The 15193-nt window shown below is 65.7% G+C and carries 12 protein-coding genes; all 12 read right to left on the bottom strand.

Going from position 1 to position 15193, the window contains the following annotated elements; translation table 11 throughout:
- Window positions 1–7 precede the first annotated feature (7 nt).
- The 12 genes from aroA to AACI_RS03190 all read right to left on the bottom strand — a co-directional run bounded on the left by aroA (window position 8) and on the right by AACI_RS03190 (window position 15103).
- A complete protein-coding gene (gene aroA / locus AACI_RS03245; protein WP_012810049.1) occupies window positions 8–1360 on the bottom strand; it encodes a 3-phosphoshikimate 1-carboxyvinyltransferase in 1353 nt (450 codons plus the stop codon).
- Window positions 1360–1845 (bottom strand): nitroreductase family protein, encoded by a 486-nt coding sequence (locus tag AACI_RS03240; protein WP_012810048.1) that lies wholly within the window; start codon window positions 1843–1845, stop codon window positions 1360–1362. Before AACI_RS03240 ends, aroA begins: the two co-directional genes overlap by 1 nt.
- 22 nt (window positions 1846–1867) lie before the next feature.
- Window positions 1868–2794: a sulfotransferase family protein gene (locus tag AACI_RS03235; protein ID WP_012810047.1), complete on the bottom strand. Its 927-nt coding sequence runs from the start codon at window positions 2792–2794 to the stop codon at window positions 1868–1870.
- Between the two features lie 3 nt (window positions 2795–2797).
- The gene (cysC, locus tag AACI_RS03230) at window positions 2798–3433 is read right to left on the bottom strand and encodes an adenylyl-sulfate kinase (protein WP_012810046.1); all 636 of its coding nucleotides are present in this window, start codon (window positions 3431–3433) and stop codon (window positions 2798–2800) included.
- A 9-nt stretch (window positions 3434–3442) separates the two neighbouring features.
- On the bottom strand, window positions 3443–4660 hold the full coding sequence (locus tag AACI_RS03225) for a hypothetical protein (protein ID WP_012810045.1): 1218 nt from the start codon (window positions 4658–4660) through the stop codon (window positions 3443–3445).
- A 62-nt stretch (window positions 4661–4722) separates the two neighbouring features.
- Window positions 4723–5745: an EAL domain-containing protein gene (locus AACI_RS03220; protein WP_012810044.1), complete on the bottom strand. Its 1023-nt coding sequence runs from the start codon at window positions 5743–5745 to the stop codon at window positions 4723–4725.
- Between the two features lie 19 nt (window positions 5746–5764).
- Complete coding sequence (locus AACI_RS03215) at window positions 5765–6136, bottom strand: TIGR02328 family protein (protein ID WP_012810043.1); 372 nt, start codon at window positions 6134–6136, stop codon at window positions 5765–5767.
- Window positions 6137–6287: 151 nt separating this feature from the next.
- Complete coding sequence (locus tag AACI_RS03210) at window positions 6288–6902, bottom strand: trimeric intracellular cation channel family protein (protein WP_041707856.1); 615 nt, start codon at window positions 6900–6902, stop codon at window positions 6288–6290.
- Between the two features lie 69 nt (window positions 6903–6971).
- Window positions 6972–8264, bottom strand: coding sequence for a TIGR02679 family protein (locus tag AACI_RS03205; RefSeq protein WP_012810041.1), 1293 nt, complete (start codon window positions 8262–8264; stop codon window positions 6972–6974).
- Entirely contained in the window at window positions 8261–12358 is a 4098-nt protein-coding gene (locus AACI_RS03200) for a TIGR02680 family protein (protein ID WP_012810040.1), read from the bottom strand. The genes AACI_RS03205 and AACI_RS03200 overlap by 4 nt, the downstream gene beginning before the upstream one ends.
- On the bottom strand, window positions 12318–13562 hold the full coding sequence (locus AACI_RS03195) for a TIGR02678 family protein (RefSeq protein WP_012810039.1): 1245 nt from the start codon (window positions 13560–13562) through the stop codon (window positions 12318–12320). The genes AACI_RS03200 and AACI_RS03195 overlap by 41 nt, the downstream gene beginning before the upstream one ends.
- Window positions 13559–15103, bottom strand: a complete 1545-nt coding sequence (locus AACI_RS03190) for a TIGR02677 family protein (protein WP_081442608.1) — start codon at window positions 15101–15103, stop codon at window positions 13559–13561. Before AACI_RS03190 ends, AACI_RS03195 begins: the two co-directional genes overlap by 4 nt.
- Window positions 15104–15193: the final 90 nt, after the last annotated feature.

Genomic DNA, 15193 nt, shown 5'->3' with positions numbered 1-15193 from the left:
CCTCTGCTCATGGGACGAGATCGACCAAAACGCCCATCTCGCGCAAGTGATGGAAAAACGTTGGGCACGTCTTTGACACGCAGCCCGGATCCTCAATCTCGATGCCCTCGGCGCGGAGCGCGAGCACGGAAAGCGCCATGGCCACGCGGTGATCGTCGTAGGACGGGAGCGCCGCGGGACGAGGTGCGCCCGGATACACAACGACGCCGTCTTCCCGCTCCTCCGCGCGGACGCCCACGCGGGCGAGGGTCTCGACGATGACCCGGATCCGATCCGACTCGTGATGTCGGATATGGCCCACGCCGGTGATTTCAATCGGTCCGTCCGCGAACGGCGCGAGGAACGCGAGCGTGAGGGTCTGATCCGACATCTCCTTCATGCTGACCGAGAAACCGCCGCGAAGCTTCTCGGGGCCTCGCACCTCGATGCCCGCATCGGACGACGCCACCTCACATCCCATCTTGGCGAGCACGTCGACGAAGTGAACGTCGGGCTGGCGCGTGTCGCGCGTGAGATTCGCCACGCGCACGCGGCCACCCGTCACAGCCGCGGCGGCGAAGAAGTAGCAGGCCGTGGACGCGTCCGCCTCGATGTCGTACGCGCGGCCGCGGTAGCCACCCGGCTCCACCGAGATGACGGCGAGATCGCCCGCCGCCTCGCACTTCGCGCCGAACGCCTGCATCATGTCGAGCGTGATGTGGACGTAGGCGTGCTGGACGATGTGATCCACGATGCGCACGCTCACCGGCGCGCGCGCGTAGGGCGCCGCGATGAGCACCCCGCTCACAAACTGGGACGATTGCGCGCCCGACATCGCGACCTCTCCGCCTGCAAGCCCTCGCGCCCTGAGGCGAATGGGCAGCGTGTCCGGGCGCTCCAACGGCTCAATTTCGGCCCCGAGCACCCGCAGCGCCCGAAACAGCTCGCCCATCGGCCGCTCGTTCATCCGCCTGCTGCCGCGGATCTCGTACTCGCCTCTCGAGGCCGCGAGCGCGGCTGTGAGAAACCTCGCCGTCGTGCCCCCCGCGCCTGTGTACACGCGCGCGTCGCTTCGCGGAAACTGCCCTCCGCAACCGGTCATGCGGACGCGATCGCCGTCCACCTCAACCGGGACGCCGAGCGCGCGCAGGGCCTCGATGCACCAGTACGCATCGTCGCTTTGCAGGATGCCCGACAGCACCGATTCGCCCTCCGCCAGAGCGGCGATGACGAGCGCCCGATTGGTCACGCTCTTCGATCCCGGCACGCGCACGTCCGCGTCCACCGGGCCTTGGACAGGACCCACCCGCGCGAGCTGGTATCCCCCGAGCGCCCAGGGCGATCTCGCCTCCAGATCCGCCCCTTGCCTCGCGTCCGCCATCACGGCACCCGCCGGATCTTCTCGGCGATGGGCGTGCGCGGCTTCGCCTGCGGCACTTCCGCCGGATAGCCCAACCCGATGATGTTCGCAATGTCGTACTCGTCCGACACGCCGAGCACCTGGCGCGCGTGCTCCTGCCAGCCGATGGACGTCCAGCGGATGCCCGCGCCGTTTGCCTCCGCGATGAGGCTCAAGTTCTCGAGGAAGCACGCGACGGCCATCAAATTCTCGTCGCGCTCGATCTGCGAGGCCCCCCGCTTGCTGAGCACCGCGAGCACGACCGGCGCATCCCCGAAGTTCGCGCCGTGGCGCAGATTCATCCGCGCCTCCGGCCCCACGACGATGATCTCCCACGGCTCGGTCATCTTGTGGTTCGGCGCGTTGGTCGCTTCCTGCAGCCAACTCATCCACGTCGCTTCATCGATGGGATCCGGCTTGAACTGCTTGATGTGCCGGCGTCCCCGAATCGCCTCCAAAACCTCCATGCGCTTCCCCCTCCCGTTCGTCTTATTGCGATCCCGCAGCCCGCGCCGGGCGCCGCCACGCGGACAAGTCGCGATGGATGAGCGCCTCGAGCCGAGCCACGTCCGGCGCAAAGAATGCGGTCAGCTCCTCCCGAAGGTCGGGCTCCATCTCCATCCGCCCGAGCACCATCGACTTCGCCCGGTTGCCCAACCGCTCGCGCACCGCGGCCGGAATGAACGGCTTCACGATCTCCTTCAGCGCGTTCGGCTTCGCGATGAAGTTGTAGAGCGATCTCGACTTGGGCACGCCCGACTCGTTGTGGCGAATCGAGGTGTCCGGAACGAAGTCCGTGGACACGCCGAGGAACGCGCAGCAGTCCCGAACCACCTGGACGGGATCGCGCGCGAACTCCTCAAACAGGATCACCTTGACCTGCTCGCGCCCAAACACGTCGAGATACCGCTTGACCTGCGCCGCATACAGGCCGACGGCTCGATAATACCACAGCGGCTCGTAGTGTTGCCGGATCCGCTCCTCCTCCTTGGCGAGCGACTCGCGGAACGAAAGCGTCTCGCGTTCGTCGCGCACCAGATGCATGTAGGCGGAGAAGGCGCGATCGACCGGATTGCGCAGCATGATGAGGATCTTGGCGTCGGGGTACGCGTCGTACATGCGCTGCGCCGTACCAGGATAAAACAGGTAAAACACGGACGCCTCGCCGACGGCCCGCTCGCCTCGAACGCCGTCGAACAGCCGCATGTACGCGTCCTCATCGCGGATGGTGTACAGATTCATGCCCTCGTCGCCGGGGCCTGTGAAACGCTCGGGAAAATCGGGGATGGAGAAGAAATGCGCCTCTTTCTTCGGTGGAATGTAGATATCCGGGTGCTGGCTCAGGTACCGGTCGAGCGAGCTCGTGCCGCACTTCGCCGCGCCGACGATGAAGAAGTTGGGTCGCGCCACGCCCATCCCCTACCTTTCCCCGGCCGCCCGCTCGCCCGCGGCGTTGTCCCGCAGGCCCAGGCGGCCCGTTTCCTCAAGGTGATGGAGAATGGCCTTGACGCACGCTTGGATGGGCGTGCGATCCGTCTTCACGACGACGTCCGGGTCATGCGGCGGCTCGTACGGATCGTCGATTCCCGTGAAACCCTTGATTTCCCCCGCCAGCGCTCGCCGATAGAGCCCCTTTGGATCGCGCGCCTTGCACACCTCGACCGGGCAGTCGACGAAGACCTCGACGAACTCCCCCGGCTCAAACAGCGCCCGGGCCGCCTCCCGATCCCGCCTGTATGGCGAGATGAGGCCGCAGATGGCAATGACGCCCGCGTCCACGAACAGCTTCGCCACCTCGGCCGTCCGGCGGATGTTCTCCGCGCGATGGTCAGCCGAAAAGCCGAGATCGCGATTGAGCCCGTGGCGGAGGTTGTCGCCATCCAACAGATAGGTCCGCACGCCTCGCTCGTGCAGCGCGAGCTCCAGCGCGCAGGCGATGGTCGATTTGCCCGATCCCGACAGACCCGTCAGCCACACCACACAGCTCGAATGCCCGTTCAATCGGCGCCTGTCCGCCTTCGTCACCGGCGTCGGCTGCCACACGATGGTGCTCATCGTTCACCCTCACTTCATGTGTGTCTCCCCCAACAGGCGCTCCATGTGGGCCGCGAGTTTCCCGACGACTTCTTGACTGGAGTACGCCATGGGCACGGGCACGGAAAACGACTCGCCGCGCTGGTACGCGTCCATCATCGCCACCATCGCCGACGCGATCCCGTCCACGTCGCGCGGGCTGACGACGGGATGTCCCTCCGCGCGAAGGATGTCCGCGGCGGTCCCTTCCACGTCCGTAATACCCAGTATCTTCCTACCAGCCCCCAAATAATCGATGAGCTTCGAGGCCAAAAACGGGTTGCGGCCCGTGGCCGATGGCGCATCGATGAGGACGAGCACGTCCGCCTGCCGCATGCGCGCGAGGCTGTCGAGATACGACACCCGTCCCTTGCGAATCGGAATGGGCGCCCGCGCCACCAGCGGCTCAAACTTCGACTCGACGTTGCCGTAGAACTCCACGGCCACGCGTTGGCGCATGTCGGGCCGCGCGGTCAGCGCCTTCTCGAGCCCCGCGAGAAACGGCTCCGGCGAACGCTGTCCGTAGAAGTCGCCGAGGTACGCGAAGACTAGCTTGTCCGCGATTTCCGCCGGTCGCTCGACGCGCTCCGGGTAGAGCTCTGGCATGAAGTGATGAGGCAGGACCATCGACTTGTCCGCGACGGGCACCTGCGGATACGAATGCACGTACTGCTCAAGGATTTCCTTCGTGGGAAAGATGAGCGCGTCCGCCTTGGCGACGACCGCCCGCTCATTCGCCTCGTCGAACGCCTTGCGCCTCGGCGTGCGCCCCGCGTGGTACGGGTTGTGCGCCCAGGGATCGCTGAACTGGGCGATCCACGGTTTCCCCGTCCGCAGCTTCCACCGAAGCGCGAGGAGATGGCTCGCGCCCGGCTGAGAGCGGCTGTAGAGGAGATCGACAGGCGCATCCATGGAGGCCGGCGTCTGCCTCGCCCATAGCCACGCTTCGTCGGCAAATCGCCCGATGATCTTCTCCACCGCACGACGCGGCTTGTACGCGGACGGCATCCAGGTGGGAAGCCGTTCCACCTCGATATCGTCCGGAAGCGTGAGCGTCGTATCGGCCGACGGGACGCTCGCCGTGACCAAACGCAGATGGAACCAGGTTCTCAGCACCTTGAGCGTCTTCCACACCAGAATCGATTCGGCGTTCAAGACGGGCGGCGCGTGGTACGAAATCACCGCGACAGTCGGTTTTCCAGTCGGCAACGGATGCTCCCCCTGTCCGAAAGATACATCCGTAGTATAGCGAAACGCTCCGCGTCCGGAACTCACGCCCGCGGCAACCACGCGATTGACCCGTCCGGCACCTCGAGAGACGGCCGCGCGTACAGGTACCCCTGTTGCCACGTGTAACCAAGTTCAAGCAGGGCCGTCGCTTCCTCGGGCCGTTCGACCCCCTCCGCCAACAGGCGAATGTCAAGCGATTGGGCCACCCGCGCGAGCCCCTCCGCCACGCGGCGTTTGGCCGGATCGCGGTCGACGTGATCGACAAATTGGCGATCCAGCTTGACGACATCTGGCGAGATGGCGCGCAGCATGTTCTCGTCGCTGTATCCTTCGCCGAAGTCGTCGAGCGCGTAGCGCACGCCTTTCGCGCGGTAGAACGCGAGAATGGCCCGCAGATGGGCGACATCATCGACGCGCTCCGTCTCCACCACCTCAAACACCAGCCTGGACGGGTGGACGGCGTGCCGCTCTGCGGCCGCGAAGGTGGACTGGAGGCAATGCTCGGGCACGTAAATGGCGGTCGGGATGAAATTCACAAAGACGTCCCAGTCCGCGGGCAGCCGCCTCGCCGCCGCGATGGCCTCAATCCGACAGGCGCGATCGAGCGCGAAGAGCCGGGATTGTTCGCGGGCCGCCTCAAAGAGCGCGTGCGGCGAAACGAAGCTTCCGTCCGGGGCCGTGGCACGCACAAGCATTTCACAGGCGACCACGCTCCCCTTCGTCAGGTCCACAATCGGCTGCATGGCCATTTGGATGCCGCGCCTGGCGAGCAACTCGTCAATCCAGACGGAAGGAAGCTCTTCGACGAACGCGTCAAACGGGCGATCCGGCGCATCGGCCCCGTCAGGGCCTGTCAATCCGACCCTCCACGAGCTCGTATCGAAGAACGCTTGCCAGTACGTTGCACGAGCCACGAACACATCGGGCGGCATGGAGACCGTCGACGCGCCAGACCAGCGGACTGCGCGCGCAGACGCGAGGGAACGCAGGACGCCCTCCACATCTTCCTCGGGAACCTTCAGCGTGACGCCACCTTGCCCAACCTCACATCCAGGACACGACATCTCGAAAACCTCCGCGCAATCAAAGAATGATGCCCTTCGCCCGTAAGTTTTCGAGACAATCGGCCAGATACCTGTCGTCGTGCTCAGGATAAATGGGCGATGACCAGGAATAGCGGGAAGGGTCAATGTCCGCCAGCGGCGCGCGCTTTCCTCGGTAGCGCGGGTCCCACCACGCGGGATCCACGTGGTACCCTCGGCGCTCCATCTCCTCCATGACGAGCCGGTGATACTGGACCAGGTACTCGTACGGATGCTGAAAGACGTAATTCACCGTCGCGTGGGGGCGATTCCAGCCAAGTCCACGCAGGGCACAGCATTCCCGATGCTGGCCCAACAGCTGCGCGCGCGGCAGCTTCGGAATCAGCGCTTCATGCCAGAGTCTCACGCTCACGGACGCCCTTTCATGAAGCGGCCATGGCGCTGTTGAGGGGCTTGAAACCCTCTTCGTCAGCGTACATGGCCAACCTTGAAATTTTCTTGAGGAATTTTTGAGATTCCAAATCCGCGACACGCCGAGTTCAAACCGCCCTGTTCGAGCCCGTTCAGGTGCCGAAGGGCGTCGGGGTCTCCTCCGGCGGGCCGGTTCGAGGAAGATGCCAATTCCAACGAACGGACAGCATGCGAAGCGCGGCGACGAGGGCAAACAGCAGATATTCTTCCCACGCCGTCCGGATGAGCCCGAGCCCCACCGCGGCGCCGGCGAGCATGGCCCAAATGGCGTAGATCTCGGCCTGAAAGACGAGCGGCTTGCGGGAGGCGAGGAGATCCCGGATGAGTCCGCCCCCAATGCCTGTCATCAGGGCGGCCACGACGGTGGTCACGAATGTGCTGTGCGACCGATACGCGTACATGGCGCCTTCGACCGCGAACGCCGCCAGGCCGATGGCGTCGAAGAAGCTGACGATGCGGCGGAAACGGTGAAGGAAGCCGTACGGCAGGACGAGAACGGCCGTGATCGTCAGGGCCGCGGTGAGAAAGAGAACGGGCTGGTGCCAGATCTGCGCGACCGGCAGCCCGACGATGAGGTTGCGAATCATGCCGCCGCCGAACGCGGCGACGAACCCGAGCACATACACGCCGAGCCAGTCATACCGCTCCTCCATCGCGACGATGGAGCCGCTCACGGCAAACGCGATAGTCCCGATGACGTTGAGCACACTCCAGACGATGACGCATTCCTCCTCACGGAGAGACTTGGAGTGGTCGGGATGGTCATCCCGCACCCATCAAGGCCTCGCCATCTCCATGCAGATAGCGTCTTCCACGAGCGTATCGACGAACTGCTCCTGAAATACCTTCACACCGAACGCCTGCATGCTGACCGCCAGATCCGAGTCCCAAAGGGCTTCCTGTAGGCGGGTGAGATGGGTTCGCTCTTCCTCGGAAAGTGAAACGCGGCCAAATTGGGCGAACGAGTCGTACATGGCACGATCGAAGCGCCACGGGACAAATCTCGGACCGTAGCGCCGCCACAAGGACCGGCCGATGCGCAGACCGCCGAGGTCGAAATCACCGCTGTACCACAGGTCGGAGCCTGCGGATGTGACGAGATCGAGGAGGCGAAGCACGGCCGCGTTGGGCCAGCCGTAAGAACAGACGACAGGCGCGGGCGATCGTTCAGCCAGCTCCGCGAACACGGCCGGGTTCTCGACGACCAAGATACGCGGCGGAAGGCGCCGTGCGGGAGCGCCATCGAGCGAGGCGAGCGTGAAGGCCATCGGGCTTGTGCTCATCCCGGGCCAGTTGGCGACGTGGACCACGGGGCTCACGTCGTCGATCCGGATGCCCGCGCGCAGGTACCAGGCGCGCGCAGCTTCGGATGTGCCCTCATCCTGGGCCGCGCCGTCCGCGATCTCGGCGGAATCAGGCTCGTCCGCATCCAAGCCGCCGTACCGCCAGGCGAGCCAGGCGAAGAGCGCTCGGCCCGCAGGGCTCGTGCGATCGAGCGCGTGCGGATCGCCGAGGTGCCGAGCGGCCAGGATGGGCAGGCGGACGGGCGGATCGGGCGGCGGGTCGAGGGCGCGAAGGACGCCGAGGGCGGCCTCGAGCGGAGGTACACGCCCCGTCTCGGCAAACAGCCTGCGCCACTCCGCGACGAGCCCCCGCCCCGGCGCCCGCCCTTCCCACATCGCCTCGAGCCAAGGTCGGAAGTCGCCCGCCACCTCTTCAAGATACGCCCAGAAGGCGCGCTCGGCGCGATCGCGCTCAGCCCGCACGTCGTCCCGGGTGGCCACCCTGCCAAACAGCGCGCCGAGAGCGTCGCCGAGCGTGATCGCGAAGCGCGACTGAAGAAGAGCGGCCTCCAGCCTCGCGAGCGGAACCTTGATGCGCGTCTCGCCGAACAGGTTGATCCCGAGAAGCGCGCCGATGGCCTCCTGCTCCTCGGGCGTCGCGTCGAGAAGGACCACGGTGCCGCCCGCGCGCCCGAGCGACTGGTATTTCGCCCTCACCGCTTCCCACAGCCGCGCGAGTCCCGGCTTCATCAGCGCAGCCCGAATCGCTGAGTTCACATCGCTCATGGGAGACGCACCGCCTCTTTCGCCTCGTCGGGAGCGATCAGGATGCGGACCTGGCCGTTCCATCGGAAGCGGATGAGCGTCACCACGTCGGCGTCCTGCGGGCGATGCACCTCCACGATCGACAGAGATGGCACCGTGTCGTAACAGCCCCAGAGCTGCTGGCTCGTCATGATGAAGTCGTAGTCGAGCGACACGATGAGCGCAAACATGTCGCGCACGTTGTCGTCGTCCACGCCGGCAAACGCCTCGTCCAAGCAGATGATCCGGGGCGCGTCCTCGCGGGCGTCGCTGAGGCGCGCGTCCACCGCGGCGAAGAGCGGAATGTACATCGCCATCGCCTTCTCGCCGCCGCTCAGGACGTTGAACTGCGAATCCGTCAGCTCGCGCCGGGATGCCATCCCTGCCTTTCGATAATACAGGCGGAACTCAAACCACTGCCGGTAGTCGAGCAACTGATAGATCCATTCGCGAAACGATCCCCCGCTTTCTGCCTCCTGCCGCGCGTAGTCAATGCGCGTGCGGAAGTGCCGGATCATGTCGTCCATCTCCTGCGGCAACATGAGTTCCGGGCTCTTGCGCAAAAGCGCCACCAGCCGCTCGGCGCTCATCTCGCCCTCGTCCTGCGCAGGGCGCGGCCGCCACTCGAGCGATAGCGCAAAGCCGTTGGACGTGTCCCGCTGCGACATGAACCGGTTCATCTGGCGCACCCACGCCTCCGCACGGTTGATCTTGTCGCGAATGGCCCGACCGACGCTCCGCATGAAGATCTCCTCATACAGTTCCCGCTCGCGCTCTTCGATGTAGAGGCGCTGCTCCTCTTCCATGCGAACGAGCTCCTGCCACAGCGCGAACGGCGTCAAGGGCCGGTTCCGATCCCGCACGGATCGCACGATCGTCCGCCCCAGCGCCTCGTCGTACGTCCCCTCGATGGCGTAGTCCACGAGCACGTTCCGCACCACCTGCAGCTCCTCCATCAGGCGGTGCCGCGCGCTGCCCTCGTGTTCCGAGCCATACGGGCCCCGAAGCTCGCGGTGCACGATGTGCGCCAACCGGGAAAGCGCCTGCCGCCCCGATGGCTGGCGCAAATCCTCCGCCATCCCGTCCACAAGCCCAAGCGCCCACTCCCGCGCGAGCGCCTCAAGGGCGCACTCGGCCTCCGCCTCCTTCGCTTGGAGCGCACGCTGCGCCTGCTCCAGCCGCTCTTTCGCCATGCCGATCTTCTCGTCGAACGCGTGCCGCCTCCTCTCGAGCTCCTCGCGGCGCTTGCGAAGCGCCTCTCTGCGCGCCCGAAGCTCCCTTTGGCGCTCGTACAGATCGATCACGCCGAGCGCGCGCAACTGCTCGCGCAGCGCCTCCGCGCTCATGCGCAGGCGATCCCGCTCCTGCCGAAGTTCCACGCTTCTCCGCCGCTCCGCGTCCGCCCGCGCCCGGTCCCTCTCGATGTCCTCCGCGAGCTGTGCCGCCTCGCGGCTGAGGTGGGTGTATTCCGCGTGGAAGCGGCGCAGGTCGTGCAGACCGTCCCGATACCTTTGGAGCTGCTCGCGTGCCTCGACGAAATCCTCGAGACGCGAGAGCCGTGCCCAGGCCGACCTCTCAGCCAACCAGGCCTCCTCGCGATCGCGCCAGTTGGCTCGCGCCTCCTGGTACGCCTCGGTCTGCCGCCTGAGGGACAGAACGGCCTCCTCCAGCCGGAGCCTGGCGCGATCGACGTCGTCCCTTGCCCTGCGCAGCGGATCTTCCGGCGGAAACGCCCGCATCTCCTCGTCGAGCTGTGTGCGATGGCGCCTCGTCTCCTCGATGTCTGCCGCGAGGCGCGCGATCTCGGCCTCCGCGGCCGCGATGGCCGCCTCGAGCGCCTCGATGCGCGCGAGTTTCGTGCGCCGCCTGGCCTCGTAACCGATCCACTCGGCTTGTGGCTTCTCGTCCGTGTGGCCAGCGAGCGGCCCGATGCGATACCGCCCATCCGGCGCAACGGCGGCCTGCCCGGCCTCGGCCTCGTCGCCGATCACGATGGTGCGCAGCGCATCCTCGATGTCGACGGCCATAAGCCCCGACCCCTCGGGAACCGTCGGCCGCAGAAAATCGGCGAGCGTGTAGCCCCAAAGCGCTGGCCGCGGTGCAATCCACACCTCCTCCTCCCCCGGCTCCACGGCGGGCGGCGACGGCGAGATCCACGCGTCGATGAGCCCGGCCGCCTCGAGCGCGCGCTCCAGCGCCGCCTGCGTCCGCGGATCGACGCCGTCTCGGAACTCGCACGCCATGTAGAGCGGCGCGCCCACGCCGCCCGCGCTCTGCCGGCGCCTGCGCGAAGCGGCCCGCGCCTCGCTTCGAGGCGGCTCGGGATCCCTGCGATCGCGCCACTCCGCAAGCTCCTGTTCGAGCGCGCGCTTCTCCTCGGCGCGGTGTTCCACGGCCGCGCGAAGCTCATGCTCACGCTGCACCGCCTCGAGCAATGCCTCCTCGTGCGCCTTCCGGAAGGAGCGCATCACGTCGTCGTAGGTTGTGGCCGGATACTCCCGCAGCGCGTACAGCGCCTCTCGCCACATGTCGTCCGTCGCTGGGATGGCGGAAAGGCCTTGGTACCAGCGGAATATTGCATCCTCTTGCGCTTCCACCTCCTGTTCCAGCCGCGACTCCGCCGTGCGCAGATTCGCCTCTTCGGCGTCCCGCCGCTTGGCGGCCTCGCCCATGGCCCGCTCCGCGTCGGACATGCGCTCGCGGGCCCTCAGCTCCTCCTGGCCCAGGGAGATCGCGTTGTGCAGGCGCTCCGCATGCAAATCCACATCGGCGAACCATCGCTCGAACACGTCATCCGGGTATACCGCGTCGACTTCCGGCCGCGCGTACACGGAATGACCCGCGAATTCCGCCGCGTCCGCGAGGCGTTCCAGCGCTTCACGTCGGGACGCCATCCGCCGCTCGCACTCCGCGCGGCGGTCCTCCACCTGGCGAAGGCCCTCCTCCCGGCGCTCGATGTCCTGCTCGGCCTCCCGCAGCGCTTCTCGCGCGCGAGCCTCCTCGCCCGACAGGAATTCCACCTGCCGCTGAATCCCATCGAGCTCTCTCTGGATACCCATCGCCTCGGAATGTTCGAGCGCCTCGAGCTCCGCCTCCGTGCGATCTGCATCGGCCTTGACCTCGCACATCTCGCGTTCGAGCTCGCCGAGCCCGCGAGCGAGATCGTCGAATTCCTTCTCCGCCCCGCGCACGTTGTCCTGAGCCTCGTCCTCGGCCTTCAGCGCCTCGTGCGCGGCGCGCGCCCGCTGAAACAGGACCACGCGGTTGTACCGGTCGTACGCCCGATGAAGCCGCTCCGCATGGGTGCGGTGTTGCACCGTCTCTTCCAGGTGCGCCGCATGCTCGTCCAAATCTTCGAGCATGTTGGCGAGCGACGCCAGCTCCTCCTCGCCCACTGGGGGAAGCGCGCTGTACAGCGTCTCGTACATCGTCGACGGCTTGAATTCCTTGGACAACTTAGGTGAACGAACCTGAATCATGAGGTTCAGAAGATCCTCGTAGGCCCCGATGTCCCGATAGCCGAACAGAAGGCGATTGACGAGCGCCTGGTACTCCTCCTGCGAGCGGACCACCTGGCCCCCTGGTCCCAAAACCTCGGCCAGCTTCGCGTGATCCAGCGGATATTTCTGCCCCTCCTTCAGGTAGAGGGTTTCGTCGTACAACACCAAGTCCTTGCCCACGCGCCGTCCGTCCGTGATGGCAAATCCCCAGAACTGGACCGACGAGCGGCCGCGGGTTGCGCGCAGGCCGATCCCGACCGTCACATGCGAAGCCTGAGATCCCTCGCCGCGCGCAAACTCCATCCACAGGTAGCCGATCCGATCCTGCACGCCGCTCTGATCGTCGCCGAGCAGGTAGAACTCGATCTTGCGATCTCGCGACCCAAACGGATCGAGACGAACGGGCCGCTTGTCCCCGTCCAGCACGAGCGGCAGGAGCGACTGCATGGTGACGGACTTCCCGGCGCCGTTCGGGCCGCGCAAGAGCAGGCGGCCGTGATCGAACTCGAGGATCTCTTCGTCGTACAACCAAAAGTTAAACAGCCCCGCGCGGGACAGCCGGTATCGCTCCGCCATTGGATCCCTCCTCTTGATCGAGATCGCCGTCGTACGCGCCGATGTAACGCGACAGCGCGGGAAGCAGCCACACGTCCGCGCCCTCCCACGCGGCGAGCCGCCATTCGCTCATCACGGCCAATACATCGCGCGTGAGGGCGGCGACGCCTTTCTCGCGAAGCTCCTTGGACCAGCGGAGGGCGTAGAGCTCGCGCAACTCCAACACGACCGCCTCCAGTTCTGCGAGAGGCATGTGGTACCGCCCGTCATGAGCCGGCGCGATGGAGGCGTATTTGGCGCGAATGCGCTGCACCAGCGCGTTGGCCACCAAGAGGCAGACGTCCGACAGCGTCGAGTCGCCGGGGAATAGCTCGAAGTCGCTCGTCGGCTCGGGCCACGCGAAGAGCAGGCCCTCGCGGAACCGCCTGCCCACGAGCCCGGTCGCCTGTTCGATGCGATCCACGAGGAAGCTCCGCTGCGTCTGCACGTACCGCCGCTCCTCCTCCGAGAAATCCGCGTCGTACACGACGGGCTCCACGAGAAACCTCCGAATGACGCGGTGGCGCCTGTGCGCCGTGGCCCAGGACTCGAACTCGGCCGATCCGTCCATGCCGATGAAGGTGTCCGCCTCGTACAGGTCGTCGATGGTCTGATAGGAGGCGAAGTCGCGCGGAAACCGATTCATGACGTACCTCGACACGCGCGTCGCCTCATACAGCACGTTCTGACTGTCGTCGCGCGCCCAGCCCATCTCTTCGCCGTCGACGGCTTGGAGCACGCCGAGATCGCGCAACTTTTTGAGCGCCCGAACCATGGAGAGGCGGTGATCATAGCTCGTCCAGTCGAGATGATCCCCGTTTCGCAGAGCCTCCTCGCCGATGGCGTCGATGAGATCCGACAGCAGGAACTGTTCCTCGCGCTGCAGTCCTTCGAGGAACCAGAGCGCATAGGCAAACAGCGCGTAATCGCGCGGGTAGAGAAACTCGTCGATCCGCATCCACGGCTGATGCACCGCTGGTTGCTTCTCGAGTTTTGCGATCTCGCTCGTCACAACGAGGGCCCAGCCCGCCATCCGCTGAAACCAGTTTCGCAACGCGTCCTGGTGACGATGGATGAGCCGGTACTCGTCGGGATGGTTCTCCTTGGTGATCCAAGGGCGCGACAGCAGGATACGGGCCGCCTCCTGAAGTTCCGCGCGTTCATCGCGCAGGCGCCCCCGTCTCATCGCCCTTCCCTCCGGATGTGGAAGCGAAAGTTGGGCATCTCCATCACTCCGTCTGGAAATGAAATGCGGTGGCGTTCGCCGTTTTGTGGGACCTCGACCCGAATCTGATAACCCTCTGGATCTCGGAACCGACGGTCGGCTTTCGACAACGCGCGGCTCACCCACTGCAGCAGGAGCCCGCGATCCTCCACCGTGAGCTCGTCGAAGTCGGCGATGGCAAACGTCCCTTCCCGGAGCCATCGGCGCTCGATGTCGCGCGCGCTGGCCTGCGCCTGGCGCCACGCCTCCATCGCCTTCGCCTTTTGGGTTGCGCGATCTTTGACGGGGGAAACCGCCAAGCGCTGCCGCGGCCCGCGCGTCTTCGGCGAGAGCGCTCGCAGGATGGGCGCCTCCTCCCACATGGAGCAGTCGGCGGAATCGGTCGATCGCGGCGGCTCGCCCTGAAAGTGGCGCGGCGCATACAGGCCAAACACGGCGGCACCCAGGCGGTGCGCCTCCTCGATGGACTGAAGGCGCATGAACCACCGCGCGAGATAGGACAAGTCCCGTCTACGGCTGACGCCAGCACGAGCCTGCTCCTGAAGCGCCAACGCCTGCCGCACGACGCGTCCGATGGCCTCTTTCGTGGCCCGCTCCAGCTTCACGACCTCGCTCTCGTCGCCATCGGAGCCCATGAACCACGCCGCGAGGGACGCCCATTCCTCTCGGTGTGCCGCCATGCGCTCGTCGAATCCGCGCCGATCCTCCAGGTTCGGAACCTCCATCTCGCCCTGCGTGACGCTCGACAGAAAGCCTTCCACCGCCGCGGGAGAAAGCGCGCGCAACATCCCCTCGATCTGCGCACCGAACTGCTGCAATCCCAGCGCGAACCGCTGGAGATACCTGCGCAAATCCTCCTTGAACGTGAGAAAGGCCGCCGTCTGCATGAGGGCTTCCGCCTTGGTGCTCGAGATCTGCGCGTAGTAGTCCACGGCGTTTTCGTGAAGCCTTCGGAACCGATCCTGCAGTTCCTTCCACAACGCGAAGTCCTCCGCGGGACGCATCTCCCCCGCCCGATGGTAAATGTCGCGCAGAAGTCGCGCGATGATCTCGAGCGGCCCGGCGTCGAGTTCGCCGCCGTAGCCCTGCACCTGCTCGAGCGCATCCAACAACCGCTCGATCTCGACCGCCACCGCGGTCATCTGATACCGAAATCGCTTCTTCTTGAACTCTTCAATACTTGTCGATTTCGCCTTGTCTTGTTGACACTCCAGGTTGCCCCACTCGTGCAACATCTGAAGATCCTGTTCGCACTGCTCGATGGTGTAGCCTTGGATGAGGCCGGTTTCCAACACGGCGCCGTGAACGTCCAAGGGGCGCAGCCAATAGCGAAGCTTCATGTGGTTCTCATAGAAGATCCGCATGATAAGGCGATAGCGCGAGACGTTCTCGGCGTGGAGATATTTGAACTCAGATAAGGGTTTCAAGTGTTCTGGGCCGATGTTGGGCAAGAGCTCACCCCCAGAGAGACGGACGCCTGTCGAGTACCCTTGCCTCAACATCTTACCTCATTCCCAAGGGCACGGATCGCGGCGTGCGCGCGGAATACGGTGGAAATCGAGAAGCGACTTCGCCGGGCTCTGCTCGTGCTC

The organism is Alicyclobacillus acidocaldarius subsp. acidocaldarius DSM 446, from assembly GCF_000024285.1.
GTDB classification, from domain to species: domain Bacteria; phylum Bacillota; class Bacilli; order Alicyclobacillales; family Alicyclobacillaceae; genus Alicyclobacillus; species Alicyclobacillus acidocaldarius.
The sequence above is the reverse complement of the archived record's forward strand: the minus strand, read 5'-3'. Positions and strand labels throughout refer to the sequence as shown.

Bases quoted from the DNA above. Each gene is read 5' to 3' on its own strand.
- AACI_RS03200 (WP_012810040.1), bottom strand. From the start codon at position 12,358: ATGGCGGAGCGATACCGGCTGTCCCGCGCGGGGCTGTTTAACTTTTGG.
- AACI_RS03190 (WP_081442608.1), bottom strand. From the start codon at position 15,103: ATGTTGAGGCAAGGGTACTCGACAGGCGTCCGTCTCTCTGGGGGTGAG.
- AACI_RS03195 (WP_012810039.1), bottom strand. From the start codon at position 13,562: ATGAGACGGGGGCGCCTGCGCGATGAACGCGCGGAACTTCAGGAGGCG.
- AACI_RS03235 (WP_012810047.1), bottom strand. From the start codon at position 2,794: ATGGGCGTGGCGCGACCCAACTTCTTCATCGTCGGCGCGGCGAAGTGC.
- cysC (WP_012810046.1), bottom strand. From the start codon at position 3,433: ATGAGCACCATCGTGTGGCAGCCGACGCCGGTGACGAAGGCGGACAGG.
- aroA (WP_012810049.1), bottom strand. From the start codon at position 1,360: ATGGCGGACGCGAGGCAAGGGGCGGATCTGGAGGCGAGATCGCCCTGG.
- AACI_RS03220 (WP_012810044.1), bottom strand. From the start codon at position 5,745: ATGTCGTGTCCTGGATGTGAGGTTGGGCAAGGTGGCGTCACGCTGAAG.
- AACI_RS03240 (WP_012810048.1), bottom strand. From the start codon at position 1,845: ATGGAGGTTTTGGAGGCGATTCGGGGACGCCGGCACATCAAGCAGTTC.
- AACI_RS03205 (WP_012810041.1), bottom strand. From the start codon at position 8,264: ATGAGCGATGTGAACTCAGCGATTCGGGCTGCGCTGATGAAGCCGGGA.